The organism is Cesiribacter andamanensis AMV16 (assembly GCF_000348925.1).
Classification (GTDB): Bacteria; Bacteroidota; Bacteroidia; order Cytophagales; family Cyclobacteriaceae; genus Cesiribacter; species Cesiribacter andamanensis.
On sequence record NZ_AODQ01000046.1, the window covers coordinates 1 to 15,407 of the forward strand.

Consider the following 15,407-nt stretch of genomic DNA (forward strand, 5'->3'; position numbering starts at 1 on the left):
CTGGCACCCATAATTCATCATGTATAGGTCCACCTACATTCTCTACTTTGAATTTTTTGAGATAGTCTGAGTTTACCTCAAATTTGGTCACATAGCCATTCCCATATGCCGGCACATTCCACTCTACAGTAATTTGTCGAGCATATTCTATGTTCATCACCGGATAAAATATCGGCTGCTCCATTAATCGAGGTGGAAACCGCTTCCAATCACTGGCCGCTATTTTATCCAACTCCTTTTTGCTGACCGGTCTGTATAATGTTGTCGTTTCCATTGTAGTTTACTTGCCACCAACGTCCGTTGAATAAAGCAGATGCCCTTCACTGGCCTTTGCTGAAGGTACGCAAAAGTTGCTTCCTGCATTTTCAATGGCTGAAAGCTGTTGGGGCATTTGCTTTATTCTGTTGTTGGGGTTAGTTTTTATTTTTTATTCTATTAACAGCTTCAGGCTCGCCTTTATCAATGGCTATATTTATATATTTTGATCCTTTGTCTGATTCTCCCTTAGCCAGTAAGTATTCTCCATAATGGAATTCTAAAAGATCAACCGGGCCTGCTGCACATTGCAAGGCTAGCTCATAATTCTTTTCGGCCATTTCGTAATTTCCAACAGCCTGATAGTATAGAGCATGATTTCTATATGAATAAGCCTTATCATTATTCTTGGTCGCACGTGCCTGCTCGAGGTATTGCCACCCCTCTTCAGCACTTCCTATTCTTATAAGCGCATATGCTAGGTTATCATAGGCATACCCAAAGTTAGAATCAATCTCCAGCGCCTTTTTAAAGCTCCTTATGCTTTGCTCAAGGTCACCCTTGCGAACTTGATAGTAGCCAATATTATTATACACTTCTGCTTTTAGCAGCTCATCATTTGTCAGAAAGAGTATCTTTTGAGATGTAGTAATGGCAGCATCAAAATCATTATCTAAAAACTCCTGCTCCGCTTGTTGAAATAAATCATTAGAATCTAATTCTGCTTTGGAGAATAGCTGACTTGGGTTCTTCTCTAAATAGCGAATAGCGCTTTCAAACAGAGACTTTAAATCTTTAGGTAAGTGATTCTTCCAGCTAGGGTTATCTTCTGCAACGAGTTTAGAATCGAAGGCTAATGCAAATGCCATAACTTCGTTAGGCATATCGGAAACATAATTCCATTTAGTTTCCCAAACACCATTACTTGCTGACCCTCTGTCTACTAAATTCTGTGATAAGATAAGACCGAAGCCGAAATACACACCTGTCAGATATATAAACAAGCTTGTATCCTCTCCTGTATCATATTGAAGTTTATCCTCACTTAACCTTATCTTAATACATTCATAGATAAGGCTAAATATAAGCCTCTGGGGGTGCTGTAAAAGGCTCTTAGCGATAAATATCTTGTATGAATCTTCACCCAAAACCGTTTCTGACTCAAAAGGCATTCCTTCGATTTCATAAGGAACTCCTGAGGTGTCACGGATATCTTCGTGAAGTTCGAATATGATTTTACCTGAATTCAGATGCAGTAGTGAGCATAAATCATCAATGATATTCCGAACTTCTACTATAGGTGCTTTAAAGGTTTGAGGAAATGAGGTCTCATTTAACTCAATTTGACCGCTTTGCCTATTTGGGTATCCATAAAGCTGCACCAGCCATTTGAAATTATCTTCAACCCATTCTCTATCAGCTTCAGTGATCTGAAAAGGCGTTTCTTGCTTGCTTTTAAAGAATCCAAATAGCTTCATGCTTTTATGAATTAACCCCAACGTCCATTGAATAAAGCAGATGCCCTGCACTGCCCTTTGATGAAAGTACGCAAGGATTGCTTCCTGCACTGTCAATGGCTGAAAGCGCTGGGGGCATTTGCTTTATTCTGTTGTTGTACACTGTTTATTTTATTAATCAATAACAAAAGGTGGACATATCCAGAAAAGCATGTTCTTATCTGTAAATGCACCTTTTCCACTCCCTCCATAATCAGATTTTACCCAGTGAAAATAGTACACTTTATTTGTTACACCATTTTCAATTAGCTCGAATTGTCCTCTTTCTAATAGAGGGCAAATTAATTCCTTAATAAGTTTGATAGTTAGATTTCTTTCGCCTAAACTCTCGATATCAAAAAAAGATGTATTATCTATAAATTCTGAATCGGTCCAAATCCTATGAAAAACAATGTCCTTGTTCTTCTGAAGATATCTTATTGCCGTTTTAAAAATTTTTTGGTAGTCTGCATCTATGCTGTCTAAATCCGCAGAAATGGCTTGAATCAAAAGTTTCTTGTTAACTAACAACTCATACTTGTCTTCAACTATTCGAACTTGCTCTCCTGCAATCCTTTGGGAAATCTTTAAATCTGATTTATTTGTATGTGGATTTATGTCACCAATGAAAATTTCTTGTGCTAATGCAGCATTACATAAGAATATCAGCAGGAGGGTGATTTTTTTCATAATAGTGTACAACGTCCGTTGAATAAGGCAGGCGCCCCTGCGGAGGTTGGGTAAGGGTTAAAGGTAAATGGTTTGCACCCCCTTTACAATACCCGCTGGGGGCGCTTGCCTTATTCTGTTGTTGTGCCCAGGCTTACTTATTTCTGTCTACGCCAGCTTCAGCTTTTAGCTCTCTACCAGCGCATCTTCTGTTATATTAATAATAATTTAGCGTCAACCCTGCGGGGAATGGTCCATAGTATTCACCGTCAACCTACGCTTAGGGGTCATATTATTTACCGTCACGCTGCGCTTAGTGGTTAATATTTTAAAGGTCATCCTGCGTCCAGCTTATTCTATTTTGCGGCTCGAAGCAGGCGGCCAAATCCGTGCTCCAGCTGGCCCAGCTCTAAGCTGGGGTCAGTGAAGGTGAGCATCCACACGCTTGCGGCCAGATCCTACCGCCAGCCACCCCCCTTCATACTATTGTATTCCACAGTTTAGTTGAGCATCCTGCTTTCCCGTCCAGCTACCCCATTATGGGTCATGTTTCGGCAAGCAGCATTTACCCCCTTACCACCCCTACTTTGCCGAAGCTGCTATTTTGCTTGGGCACAACGTCCATTGAATAAAGCAGATGCCCTTCACTGCCTTTTGCTGAACGGATGCAAGGGTTGCTTCCTGCATTGTCAATGGCCGAATGCGCTGGGGGCATTTGCTTTATTCTGTTGTTGGGGGCAGGGTTTATTATTTTCTCATTGAGATGTTTTCATGCACCCATTTTGCTTCTTCATCTGGTGTTGTAGTTTCTAATCTACTACTCACCCTGCTGAAAGTGGCACTGGGATGATCATAGGGTTTACTGTCGTCGAAATAAGGTCCAACTACACCAAGTATCCAGCCGCCCTTTGCAGCCCAATGTGGTTCATAAGTTTTATACTTAAACACCTCGTAGTGAACATAATTCTGTTGCCCGTCAAAGTCAATGGTCACACGTTTTAGGTGTTCTATCTCATCTGGGCAAGCATTTAGTTCTGTTGGAAATTCCAACCAGCTCACTAGGTTGCTTTCAGCTGCCTTCACTATTGTATTGAATTCAGCAGGAAAAGCATCAGCTTTATTGTGCTCACTCAAAAGAAGATAAGTCATCTCTCTAGTTTGAGCAGATTTTGCATATTCATAAATCTGCTGATGGGAAAGTTCACCATCATTCTCGAGTTGGTCGTACAGAGGCTTAATCCTGTCAAACCTTTGCTGGTTAAGCTTTGCATTCTGCCTCCTGACGGTCAGAAGCCGGTAAACAACAAAGGTTGCAACCGCACTAACAGATACTCCAATTACTAGTAAAATTGCTTGCACTATGACGTATGCTTAATGGTACGATATTTTGCCTTGCCCCCAACGTCCCGTATAAAAACAGTGCGAGCTGGCGAGCTTGATTGTCCGCAGGACAATCAGCTAAGCTAGCGAGGATAGACTTTCGAATTGAGACTGAATTAAGCATTGTTTTTATATATTGTTAGCACACGTCTTTATTCCAGTTTCCTGTAATAATAATGTGTGTCGAAAAAATCATCCTTTTCTTTGTAAACCAGTTCCTCTTTCTCCAGCTTAATTATTGAATAAATTCGATTTCCAAAAGTCAGAGTTGAATCTTTAAGACGGTAAGTCGCTTTATAATCATTTCCCATTTGATTGACTAAAATTGATCCATCATTCTTAAATGTCAGATAGTTTTTTAAATCCGTTTTTGAGTCAGAGTCAAAGTCCGAGTCAGAGTCAGTTTCCTCGAGTGGCTCTATATCACTTGGAAAAGAATCGGCTTCCTCAACTAAAATCCATTTTCCAACCAGTATTTTTTCTGAGTTAGTTTGTGCGTTCGACTGGTTAATTCCCAGAATTAAAGTCAGGAAAAAAAGTATTGTTTTCATTGGTTTTCTTAGATGTGTGCTAACGTCCATTGAATAAAGCAGGCGCCCCTGCTCCAGTAGAGTAAGAGTAAAAGGTAATGCTTGGCACCCCCTTACTATACCCGCTGGGGGCGCTTGCATTATTCTGTTGTTGTGCTCAGTATATTTTCTTTTTTGAATATCATCACCCTTCCAGCATCAGGGTCTCCAATTACGAATATTATTCTATGAGGAGGCTGTTCATCCATTAGTCCAGCAAATTCCATCTCCATAGGCATATCATCTAGTTGCATGCCCCAATGCTTCTTAATATTTCCATTATGGTTACCAATGGAACCCCCGATTGATATATGCCAAGTACCCTATTTAGTTATGAATTCTTTATTGACTGTATTAAGCTTGTTTGGCAAATACTCAACTTTATAAGTGCTATCTTCAAAAAATTCTATTCTTGGAATAACTTCCTCTCCAGTCATACTATCTTTAATTGTTTTAAGGTCAGGACTAATTGTCTGCTTATCCAGCACATAACTTCCTATCACTGCCGACATTAGTGGTTCTTCAGTGGTGTATTCATCTGCATAGGGAGAATACTGGCAGCTCGTCAAAATGAGCAAAGCAAAAATGACGATGGATATGTTTCTACGCATTGTATTGAGCACAACTACTGAAAAAACGCACCAGGTGCGTTTTTTTTCGCTATGGTTTAAGTTCCAACTTACGCATAGGCTGAGAGAAATCCAAGCGATCTAGCGGACTTTGTATGTTGTTTATCGCCGTTTGGCTAACGTGTGTGTAGATTTCTGTGGTTTTGCTGCTATTGTGCCCCAATAGCGTTTGGATGTAACGCAAGTCTGTGCCATCCTCTAAGAGATGTGTTGCAAAACTGTGCCTGAGGCAATGCAGGGTATAGGGTATGGAATTGCCGGCTCGTTTTAAGGCCTGCCCGAGCACTTTCCTCAGACTTGAGCCTGTATAGGGACCGCCATACTGTCCCTCAAATAGGTAATGCTTCGGCTGGTATTGCTCCAGATATACTTTTAAAAGAGCTACGGCACGACTGGACAAAAGTGTAATGCGATCTTTGCCGCCTTTTCCTGCCCTTATTCGGATTTGCTGACGCTCCAGTTGCACATCGCCTGCCTGCAGATTGATCAATTCACCACACCTCAGGCCGGCAGAGTAGATAAGCCCTAGCATGGCCCGGTGCTTGGCATTCCCAGCTGCACGGATTAGGGCAACGACCTCTTCCCGGCTCATTACCTTGGGCAGCTGAAAGGCTTTCTGTGATCGGATGGTCTCCTCCAGTACCAGGGGTGTTTTGACTACATGCTTATAATAGAACCGTAACGCATTCACCGATTGGTTCACTGAAGCGGCCTTCGCCTGCCCGCTTGCAATCCAGTGGCTATGGTAGCGGTTGATCTGATCGGCTGTAATTGTTGCCAGTGCCTGTTCATCCTTAAGGCCTAGCTCCTTCATAAAGCGCACCAGCAGGCTATGATAGCTTTTTATGGTATTGCGGCTATAATTACGGGCAAAAAGAATCTCCAGATACTTCTGCGGACAACGTACATGTCCCTCATCCCGCTCATTTCCCCGCCAGGCTTCCTGTATGTCCGCTACCCGGCATAGCTCCAGGCGGGCATCCAGGCGCACGTGCGTAAACTGCTTTATCTCCATCAAAACCTGCTTAAGGGCAGTCCTAGCTGTATCGACTAACCATCCTCCTTTTTCTCTACTGTAGTGCAGATAGGGCAGCGTAGACAGTTTTCGGTAGAGGACACTATCATAGCGGTGCTTTATGAGTACCAGAGCGGCCTTATCTGGATAGATGGTAACAGGGGGCAAATCTGAGGGCTTACACCCGGTGACAGCAGGAGAGGGGGTGGCAGCAGTTTCCAAAGAGAGTGTAGAAGGAACAGGCCGGTTAAAAAACTGTGTGCCATTGATATACGCCACACCTTTAAAAACAGCAAATAGCTGTTTCACCTGCTCCCTGGTATTGGGCAGCGTTACCAGGGCCTGTTCCTTATACCAGCGGGCATCCGAAAAATGCTGCTTGATAAGTGACTGTATAATAGGGTGCGGCCTGAACTCCAGCCCAATCTTAGGCTGGCCTCCCAGTTGAAGGTGATGAAGCGTAAGCTGCAGAGGAGGGGACTTTTGAGAACTCATAATCAAAAATACGGAGCTGCTATCGGACAAAAAGAGTCTTATATGGTTATGTTTCGTATACTATACACATAAAAAACGTTAGTGATGAAAATCTGTCCTGTATGTCAGAAAGAAGTAACAGGAAGACGCGATAAAATCTACTGCTCGCCTGCCTGTAAGTCCACTCAGCAGTACGAACAGCGGCTGGAGGAGGAGGCTTTTTATTTTGAAGTAGACCGACAGCTAAAGAAAAACCGCCGCATCCTGCGCAAGTATAACCAGGTGGGCATGACCACCCTACGGCAGGAAGTGCTGCTGTCCGAAGGTTTCAATCCCCGCTTCTTTACCCACTACTGGAAAAACGGCAAAGGGCAGGTATATTTTTTCTGTTATGAGTTTGGCTACCTTTCCCTGCAGGAGCAGGGAAAGGAAAAATACGTACTGGTCACCTGGCAGGCCTATATGCATCCCGCTAACAGGAGCAAAAATTAGCTGGCTTAACTGCCTTTAGGCTTGGACAAAGTAGTCCGGCAATCTCCGGCCAGTACCCTAAAGTGGAATTTCACTTCAAGCGCGTGCTGCTTTCTTCCCTGACTTCCATTTTCATTGTATCTTAACAGAAAGAAAATGGCCAGTTCTTTCCCATACAGCATATTTGATTCACTTGCCAGTACTGAGTTTAACTTAGGCTACTTCCGGGTTCGAGGTAAATTTTAATCCGATTCTCTTGGCTAAGATTAATTTTCCCTCCAACTTAGTCTTGAAAACAAGGAGCTAAAGATTGCACTAGCGGTATGCCCTATTCGTGGTCCCTTGTTGAGATTGTTTTCGTAAGAAGCTGATAATTAGCGATTTAATGGATTGGGTTCGAATCCTGCCACCCCGACTGAGGGGTTCTCAAAAGCCCCCAAAACCTTCTAAATAATATGTTTGGAAGGTTTTTTGTTTTCAGGCCTTCCATTTCAGGCATACATTTACAATGCGTAGGTGAGTAATCCGGTGAGTCTTTTTTATCTTGAAACAGACTCACATACCACATTGCATATAAATGAATATCAATTAGTTGCATTTGTTTTAGTTTGAACTGTTTTGGGGAAGAACTGGTGAGAAAAATATCTCTAAAGTGAGCTTTTTACACCAAATCAGATGCTGAATTCCTCTCTAAGATAGATTGTTGACTTGTGTGGCATCAATGAAGACCTAACCTTTCACCTGACCCGCAATACCTTTGCCACTATGGTAATGCTTTCCAGGGGGGAGCCTATCAAATTGGTCAGCAAAATGCTTGCCATGGCAGCATCTGCACTGCCCAGATCTATGACAGGGTAGTTTTTTCGGGCAAAGCAAAGCGATAAAGAGGAGGCAAAACACCGCCGTCGTGGTGGATGGGTTCAAGGGATTAGCGAAGATCATCGGCTGTTTTGAGCTGGTGTTTCCCTCCTCGCTCAGGGCAATGGATCTGGATAAAAACCCCATTGACCCGCATGGCATTGCTCCGGATGTGTATCTGGATAAAAATGTAGATGCCCTGGCCTATACGATTGCGCCTATTAAGCAATTGCTCAATAATGAGCAAGCCGCACAATAGGCGTGCTCTGGGAACTTGGAAAAGTCAGGCACCGGCCAGGCTCCCTGCAGGAACTTTACAGGCGAGCAAACGGCCTGAAGACGTGCCTGCCATATCTAGCTGTAGTCTTCCAGGACCGAATAAGCGTTGATCTGGCTACCCCCTAGCGATAACCCGAAGCCACAGGCTAGGAGCCAGCGGAATTGGTTGTGCCTGGAGAGCACTTCAGCTGAAGTTACGCAGTGCGTTGATGAATAGATAACTCATACGTAACAGCTGAAGAATACGGGTAGCGGTCCCAGTGCTGCGGGCGCTAGGTTGCCTGATCGCTTTACAGAGGCATGGGGAATCTCTTCCTTTTGGAAAGCCAAGATTCTTAAGGCGAAAGGATGGCACCAGATAACCAGATACGCCCAGGCACTAGCATAGCGGGGGTACTCCTTGAGCCCTGTAATTCGTAACCTAATGATCACATGATTTTTTTGTGCCAGCCCCGACCGAGCGCTTATTTTGTGCCCTTAGGTTCGGTTTATATCGGTTTATATGAAAAAACTCCTGGCAAGTATCAAAACCAAAATCCAACTTGCTTTTCTAACCTTTATTCTGCTGGCAACCCTTACGGGGATTTTATCCTATACCATAGTCGATACCATCCTTGACCATGAGGCGCTGAAACGTAAAATTGATGAGATGGCATCACATTTTGCCGAAGCACGAAAACAGGAAAAAGACTTTATCCTGTATGGCAGAAAAGAGGTAGCTTTTCTTGAAAACGGGACCTGCGAAAGCCTGCAGGAGTTTGCCCGCGCTATACACACTAGTCAACAGCTCATCCGGCAGATAAAACATTCTGAGGGATTACCAAAAGAAGATGCGCTCTATACCAGGATTGACGCCTTAGAAGCGGCTGTTCTGCTTTATGACCGGCAATTTTGGGGATTAGTGAACGCTTACAAAATCCGTGGATTTAGAGATCATGGCATGGAAGGGGACATGCGTGAAGTAGTACACCAGTTGCAGAACTGCGAATCAACGCAAGAACAGTGGTTTGCCTTAATGCTGCGCCGGCACGAAAAGGATTTTTTTATCCGCCATGATCCCGCCTACGTTCAGGCACTGCATAAACGGGCAAAGGACTTTATCGCTTTCGTTGAAGACTCCCGGCTACCGCATATGACGGCTGCTTATAAAGAAAAAACCACAGCAGCCATCCGAAATTACAGGACACATTTTGATCGGATTGCCGCACTTGAAACAAAGATTGGCCTTACTAAAAATGAAGGTTTCATTGGAGCACTAAACAAGACTGCTGAAAGCACGGAGCCTTTGCTTGCGCACCTACAGCAGCTCATACACGATCGAAATCAAACCCTTGCAGAAAATTCAACGCTGCTATTGCTCTTTTCGATTGGCTTGATGCTTGCCTGCGGCCTTGCTTTTAATTTCCTGCTGGCCAGAAAAATATCCAATCCAATTATTCAGCTTAGCCAGGTGGTCGCCCAGGCTTCGGTTGGGGATTCCACAACCCTGCGCACCCTGGAGGGCATGCAGCGGGAAGATGAATTGGGAACACTGATCGTAAGCATTGGGCAGATGTTCAGGGAGATCAATCTAAAAATAGAAGAGATCTCTCAAAAGAACCTCCTACTCCAAACAACTGCCCTACAGGAAAAAGAGAGAATCTGGATAACGGAAGGTGTTTCTCTTTTTGATGGTATAGTGGTAAAGCATGCCAATGATGTGCATGCGCTCGCAGATGACTTTTTGCGTAATCTGGTTGCCTATACAGCAGCCAGGCTGCCCTTTTGCTACCGGAAGTTGATCAGAATGGCAATTCCTTTATGAAGATCCAGAGCTGTTATGCCGATGATAAGAAAAGGTACCTAAACCAGCGCATAGCCTTTGGAGAAGGCTTGATTGGAGCTGTCTGGCAGGAGAAGGAGTCCTGTTATATGACGGACATTCCGGAAAACTATTCTAAAATAAGATCCGGGCTAGGGCAACATAAACCCACCGCTGTTTTCATTGTGCCGGCTGTATTGGAAGATAAGGTAGAAGCCATCCTTGAAATTGCTTCCTTCAGGGGCTATTCAGAAAAGGAGAGGGGCCTCATTGAGCAGGTGTGTAAGGGTTTGGCCAATGCCATCGCACGAGTGCGTTTACAGGAGCAAACCAGTATGCTCCTTGCAAGAGCCAATGCCCTAACCGAAGAACTACGGCAAAACGAAGAAGAAATGCGCCAGCAGCTGGAAGAACTCACATCCACACAGGAAAAATACCAGGAGATGAATTAACTTTTAAGAGTTCTTTCTCAGGATGAGGAGTGGGAGCAAGCCCATAAGCGCTCCGCAATTAGAACAAACCAAGAGCATAGAATCTTCTTCAATTTCAAAAAAGAGTCGATTGCACTAGCTACCTGCTTATGACTGAAGAATGAATAAAATCGGCTGCTTCTGAATGGTTTTACCTGGATCTATCTCTTTCACTGGCATTTACAAGCAGGAACGGCAGCTTTTTAGCGCAGATAGCTGTTTTGGAAATGCCACCAGGATGGCATTGGCTAGGCAGTATTAGCTTCAAAATAATCTTAAAAAATTACAAGAAGTGTTTGGGATTTAAGCAAGAATTATTTTACCTTGTCATACCCTGAAGCAGAAGCAGCCACTTTACCAATCCGGCCTGTGAACAGACAGGATGGTAGCTTCAGGGAAAGCACTTTTGCCTATTTGCAGGTCTGTTCTCCTTTCTTCATTTTTTGAGGTCATTTGTATCTGAACAGCGCCCTTGACAGGGAGGAATCTAGAGCTTAGTATTCAGAGCAAGCGTACCCAGGGTTGATGCACCTTTTGTCGGTGCAGAAAGTTGGGGTAATTTTTAGTGGTAGCCTCGCTAACACGGACTATGTAGTTTTTGCCTACTCCCTTCTTTACATTGTGCACCTCTGTCCCCTCTGGAGGCTATGCACTCCTATGTCTCTAGCCGATTCGATTAATCATTTTTTCTTATACTTCTATGAAAAGCAAATTACGTTGCCGGTTTTCATGGACTCTTGCTTTTTTCTTCTTCCTGTCCATTTCTGTGCAGGCCCAGATAAACATAAGTAATGAGGCCCTGGTCACAGAAAATTTTGATGGTTTAGCCGGAAGCAGCTCAGCAAGCCTGCCAGCGGGCTGGAAAATGTCTGGAGCCGGCTTAGGGAACATAGCAAGCTGGAGTGCGGGGACCAACGTAACAACAGTTTCGCAGCAGGCAAGTAATGGGAGTCCCTCGGCCGCCGGTCGCTACAACTGGGGCACCTCTGCCGGGCTGGATCGTGCCATCGGCTTTATGACGGATGGTAGTTACCCAAGCCCAAACGCTGTTCTGGCACACTTCCGTAACAATACAGGAGCGCCCATTTCCTCCGTCACCCTCACCTTCCAGCTGGAGCGCTATCGGGTAAATACGTCTGCCTTTACCCTGTCCCTGGCCTCTTCTCTGGATGGCACTGCCTGGACAGAAAGGCCAGAAGGTACTATTTCCAGTGCGGTGTTCAGCCCAGCTGGCAGCGCGTACACCTTCTCCTCCCCCCGGACAGTATACAAAACAGTGACCATCAGCGGACTGAGTATCCCCGACAACGGAGACTTTTACCTGCGCTGGCTGTTTACCAGCTCCGGTACCGATGCACAGGGAATAGGCTTGGATAATGTAACGTTAACGGCTGGAGATGGAAGTCCTGCTGTTAGCGCTACGCTGGAGGATGAGCTAGCCGATAGCAAAACCAAGGCTGGTCCAGGGGATAAGATTACCTACAGGGCCACCATCACCAATACGGGCACGGGTAACGCTGAGGGGGTGGCCTATACCAATCCTACGCCTGCTAATACTACGCTGGACGCTGTTTCCGTTAAAACGTCGGCGCTGGCGCGTAATGATGATAGCTATGCCACCGCTATGGATACCCCCCTCTCCGGCACTACTGTGCTGGCGAATGACGTTGGCTTGCCAAGTGCAAGTTTGCAGGTTGTCTCCTTCGGACCTGGTGAGGATGCTGCCGCTATCATCGCTAATGGTTCCAATAGTGGCAGCTCAGACAATGGCGGTACGGTGGTAATGGCCTCAGACGGAACGTTCACCTATACCCCTCCCATGGGCTTTGTGGGCTTCGATCGGTTTGCTTATACGGCTGCAACGGCTATTGAGCCTACTGATACAGGCATTGTCACTGTAGCGGTAGGAAGTGGAGTAGCGGCTTTTCCAGAGTCCTTCAGTGTATTGGGAAACGTCTCCATTAGCCCTGCCGCTGTTGCTGGCGTCTTAGCCAATGATGGGGGGGACGCTAAAACAGTTGTGGCAGTGAACGGTAGCGCGGCTAATGTAGGTACAGCCATTACCACCACACAGGGTGGTAATCTTACCTTAAGCGCTGATGGTAGCTTCACCTACAATCCTCCGGCGGGATATGAAGGGAGCGACCAGTTTACCTATACACTTGATAATGGCTTCTCCAGCCTGGCAACGGCAACAGTGACGCTGACGGTGAGCGGTATGATCTGGTTTGTCAATAACAGTGGCGCTACAGCAGGAGATGGCAGGCTCAGCTCTCCTTTTAACAGCCTTTCAGCCTTTCAGGCGGTAAACAATGGCAGCGCCAACAATCCGGCGGCAGGTGATAATATCTTTCTCTACGGTACCGGTACGGACTATACCCCTGGCCTGATCCTGCTGGCAAACCAGAAGCTGTTTGGCCAGGGGGCGAGCCTGTCCCTTTCGGACCTTACCGGTCTAACGCCACCGGCGAATAGTGCTTCCTTACCATCAACGAATGGCACTAGTCCCCTGATCGCCGGCACCGGTACCGGTATTGTGGTAGGTACCGGCAATACCATACGCGGCCTCATTATCGGCAGTACCAGCGGAGTTGGTATTTCAGGCAATAGTTTCGGTACACTCACCCTTGCAGAAGTGAGCATCAATACCACCTCTTCCGGTGGGGCCTTAAGTCTCTCCACGGGCACGCTTGCAGCCTCATTTTCCAGCATTACCTCTAGCGGGACTACCACCAACGGCATTGTATTAAATGGAGTTGGGGGCACACTTGCCATCAGCAGCGGCACGCTTTCGGGCAGTACCGCTGCCCCCTTTGCTATAATAGGCGGCAGTGTAAGTGTCACCTTTGGCGGGGGCATTTCACAGGCAAACAATGCTGCGATGGTAAGCATAAGCGGCGGCCATACCGGCACGCTCACCTTCAGCGGAACCCTTTCGGCTACCAATGGCACAGGACTACAGTTCGATAATGCAGACGGTACGTACAGCTTCAATGGAACAACTACCTTGAATGGTGGCAATGCTGGCATAGACATCCTCAACGGCTCGGGAGGCACCTTCACTTTTGCAAGTGGCACGTCTATCACCAATCCTGCCAGCCGGGTAATGACCATCAATGCCAGCGCTGCAGGCGTCACCTACAGCGGAACATTTTCAAAATCAAGTGCCGGGCAGGGCATCTCCATCACCAATAATACCGACACAAAGACAATAGCCATCAATGGAACAGGGACCAAATCGCTTAGCACCCAAACCGGCAACGCCGTCACCATCACCGGCAACAGTGCGGGTACAACCGTAAACTTCAGCGGTAATAACCTCTCACTTACCACTACCAGCGGCATTGGCTTCACGGCAACCGGCGGTGGTACGGTAACAGTAGCAGGCACAGGAAATAGCATCACCAGCGGTACGGGTACTGCGTTGAATGTAGTCAATACAGCCATTGGAGCACCGGCAGTTGCAGGTCAGGGTGGGCTGAACTTCCAAAGCATCTCTGCTAATGGGGCAGCGAATGGTATTGTTCTAGACAATACGGGCAGCAGCGGGGGATTAACCATAACCGGAGATGCTGGAAGTACGAAGAACAACTCAGGGGGTACCATACAAAATACATCAGGGGACGGAATTTCCCTCATGAACACACGAAGCGTCTCCCTGGATCAGGTAAACCTTCAGAATACCGGAGGCAGTGGCATCTATGGGACAGCGGTGATTGACTTTTCCTTCACAAATGGCACCATCAACAATTCAGGCACAAGTGGTGCTGCAGACCAGTCGAACATAGCCTTTAACAAGAGCGTCCTCTTCAATGAGAACAACGTCTCTGGAACTGTAACGATTACGGGCAATTCCTTCTCTAACCCGCACTACCATGGCGTTGACATCTTCAATTGGGCCGGCCTGCTGAACTATGCCAATATTTCCAATAACGTAATCACAGCAAAAACCGGTGCTACAAGGTCTTTTGGTTCTGCTATCCGGCTTATTGCCAGAGGGTCAACTGCAACTTCAGCCAGTGTGACCAGAGCCAGCCTGGACAACAACACGGTTCAAAATGGGTGGCTCTCAGCAGGTATCCAGGCTCAGGGTGGACATACCGGAACCGGACCCGCAGTTACCTTCGGTACAGCCGGCCATAGCACCAACGTTATCTCGATATCCGGAAATACCCTCACAGCAACCGCAGCCGAGCCGTTTAATGCGGAGGGTATCGTTGCTGTACATAACCATGCTGGCCAGGCCAACTTCCGTGTGAATAATAACGGTACGGCTCTACTACCAATAGGAAAAACAGTTGGAACCGCCATCTCAGTCTCGGCCTTTGGGCAAGTTACTGTGACGGCGGAAGTCAACAATAATGTTGTGTCGCCAGGCAACTCCTTTGGCTCTCAGGGGATAGGGGTAGGCATAAGCAACAGCGCTCCTGGAGTACATACCCAGACAACCAATTATACAGTAACCATCAACAACAACACGGTAAGTCAGACCGACGGGAACGGAATTCTTGCCGTAGCACGGGACGCTGCCGGTCTGCTGAACGTGTCAATCAAAAATAACACTGTGGCAGCTCCACTTGGAGGGGCACGGCCGGGTATACAGGTAAATGCAGGCTCTACAAACGGAGATAATGATGTATGCCTGGACATTAGTGGGAATACAAGCGCAGGAAGTGGGGGTTTCCTGGGCATTGGACTAAGAAAGCAGGGCACCTCCTCCACTGTCAATGCATTTGGAATCAAAGGTATGGCAGCAACCTCTTCGCCCGGCGTAGAAGCGTTTGTCAATGCTGCGAATCCTTCCGGAGGAGGGACCTTATTGATTTCTGCTACCAGTGGCTTCACCAATTGCACAAGCTCGCCCTGAAAATCTTTACCCATGGGGGAATAATGGCCCGGGATGAGGGCAATTCTTTCCCCAGACTGGCGATGGTGCATCTGGCACTCGCTTGCGGTTGGTATTGGCAGTGGCTTTGTTGGCGGTGCCGCGAATGCGCAACCTTACTACTATTTTTTTGAACAAGACATTTTCATCATTCAG

At 46.3% G+C, this 15,407-nt stretch carries 13 protein-coding genes; 5 read left to right on the top strand and 8 right to left on the bottom strand.

All coding sequences use genetic code 11. From position 1 onward, the window contains the following. From ADICEAN_RS23235 to ADICEAN_RS10085, 8 genes are all read right to left on the bottom strand, one after another. Positions 1–274: hypothetical protein (locus tag ADICEAN_RS23235; protein ID WP_040396651.1), on the bottom strand; the 274-nt coding region annotated here is incomplete at its 3' end. 139 nt (positions 275–413) lie between these two features. Continuing rightward, positions 414–1,733, bottom strand: a complete 1,320-nt coding sequence (locus ADICEAN_RS10060; protein WP_009195478.1) for a tetratricopeptide repeat protein — start codon at positions 1,731–1,733, stop codon at positions 414–416. Between the two features lie 153 nt (positions 1,734–1,886). Beyond that, complete coding sequence (locus ADICEAN_RS10065; protein WP_009195479.1) at positions 1,887–2,441, bottom strand: hypothetical protein; 555 nt, start codon at positions 2,439–2,441, stop codon at positions 1,887–1,889. Between the two features lie 726 nt (positions 2,442–3,167). Beyond that, positions 3,168–3,779: a hypothetical protein gene (locus ADICEAN_RS10070; RefSeq protein ID WP_009195480.1), complete on the bottom strand. Its 612-nt coding sequence runs from the start codon at positions 3,777–3,779 to the stop codon at positions 3,168–3,170. Between the two features lie 173 nt (positions 3,780–3,952). Next, positions 3,953–4,351, bottom strand: coding sequence for a hypothetical protein (locus tag ADICEAN_RS10075; protein ID WP_009195481.1), 399 nt, complete (start codon positions 4,349–4,351; stop codon positions 3,953–3,955). Between the two features lie 119 nt (positions 4,352–4,470). Continuing rightward, positions 4,471–4,602 carry a hypothetical protein gene (locus ADICEAN_RS23555; RefSeq protein ID WP_262486180.1) on the bottom strand — a complete coding sequence of 44 codons (132 nt, stop codon included), beginning with the start codon at positions 4,600–4,602 and terminating at the stop codon, positions 4,471–4,473. A gap of 90 nt (positions 4,603–4,692) precedes the next feature. Beyond that, the gene (locus ADICEAN_RS10080; protein WP_161622685.1) at positions 4,693–4,992 is read right to left on the bottom strand and encodes a hypothetical protein; all 300 of its coding nucleotides are present in this window, start codon (positions 4,990–4,992) and stop codon (positions 4,693–4,695) included. A 37-nt stretch (positions 4,993–5,029) separates the two neighbouring features. Next, a complete protein-coding gene (locus ADICEAN_RS10085; protein WP_009195483.1) occupies positions 5,030–6,508 on the bottom strand; it encodes a tyrosine-type recombinase/integrase in 1,479 nt (492 codons plus the stop codon). Positions 6,509–6,592: 84 nt separating this feature from the next. On the opposite strand from ADICEAN_RS10085, the gene ADICEAN_RS10090 reads away from it, so the two are divergent. From ADICEAN_RS10090 to ADICEAN_RS10110, 5 genes are all read left to right on the top strand, one after another. Next, positions 6,593–6,979, top strand: coding sequence for a hypothetical protein (locus tag ADICEAN_RS10090; protein ID WP_009195484.1), 387 nt, complete (start codon positions 6,593–6,595; stop codon positions 6,977–6,979). A gap of 886 nt (positions 6,980–7,865) precedes the next feature. After that, positions 7,866–8,075 carry a hypothetical protein gene (locus ADICEAN_RS10095; protein ID WP_040396655.1) on the top strand — a complete coding sequence of 70 codons (210 nt, stop codon included), beginning with the start codon at positions 7,866–7,868 and terminating at the stop codon, positions 8,073–8,075. A 522-nt stretch (positions 8,076–8,597) separates the two neighbouring features. After that, positions 8,598–9,899 carry a HAMP domain-containing protein gene (locus ADICEAN_RS10100; protein WP_009195487.1) on the top strand — a complete coding sequence of 434 codons (1,302 nt, stop codon included), beginning with the start codon at positions 8,598–8,600 and terminating at the stop codon, positions 9,897–9,899. Then, entirely contained in the window at positions 9,896–10,348 is a 453-nt protein-coding gene (locus ADICEAN_RS10105; RefSeq protein ID WP_009195488.1) for a GAF domain-containing protein, read from the top strand. Before ADICEAN_RS10100 ends, ADICEAN_RS10105 begins: the two co-directional genes overlap by 4 nt. Positions 10,349–11,066: 718 nt before the next feature. Continuing rightward, the gene (locus tag ADICEAN_RS10110) at positions 11,067–15,233 is read left to right on the top strand and encodes a beta strand repeat-containing protein (protein ID WP_009195489.1); all 4,167 of its coding nucleotides are present in this window, start codon (positions 11,067–11,069) and stop codon (positions 15,231–15,233) included. Positions 15,234–15,407: the final 174 nt, after the last annotated feature.

Excerpts from the sequence above, each read along its gene's own strand:
- ADICEAN_RS10100 (WP_009195487.1), top strand. The coding sequence starts at position 8,598 with ATGAAAAAACTCCTGGCAAGTATCAAAACCAAAATCCAACTTGCTTTT.
- ADICEAN_RS10065 (WP_009195479.1), bottom strand. The coding sequence starts at position 2,441 with ATGAAAAAAATCACCCTCCTGCTGATATTCTTATGTAATGCTGCATTA.
- ADICEAN_RS10090 (WP_009195484.1), top strand. The coding sequence starts at position 6,593 with ATGAAAATCTGTCCTGTATGTCAGAAAGAAGTAACAGGAAGACGCGAT.
- ADICEAN_RS10110 (WP_009195489.1), top strand. The coding sequence starts at position 11,067 with ATGAAAAGCAAATTACGTTGCCGGTTTTCATGGACTCTTGCTTTTTTC.
- ADICEAN_RS10075 (WP_009195481.1), bottom strand. The coding sequence starts at position 4,351 with ATGAAAACAATACTTTTTTTCCTGACTTTAATTCTGGGAATTAACCAG.
- ADICEAN_RS23555 (WP_262486180.1), bottom strand. The coding sequence starts at position 4,602 with ATGGAGATGGAATTTGCTGGACTAATGGATGAACAGCCTCCTCATAGA.
- ADICEAN_RS10105 (WP_009195488.1), top strand. The coding sequence starts at position 9,896 with ATGAAGATCCAGAGCTGTTATGCCGATGATAAGAAAAGGTACCTAAAC.
- ADICEAN_RS10085 (WP_009195483.1), bottom strand. The coding sequence starts at position 6,508 with ATGAGTTCTCAAAAGTCCCCTCCTCTGCAGCTTACGCTTCATCACCTT.
- ADICEAN_RS10060 (WP_009195478.1), bottom strand. The coding sequence starts at position 1,733 with ATGAAGCTATTTGGATTCTTTAAAAGCAAGCAAGAAACGCCTTTTCAG.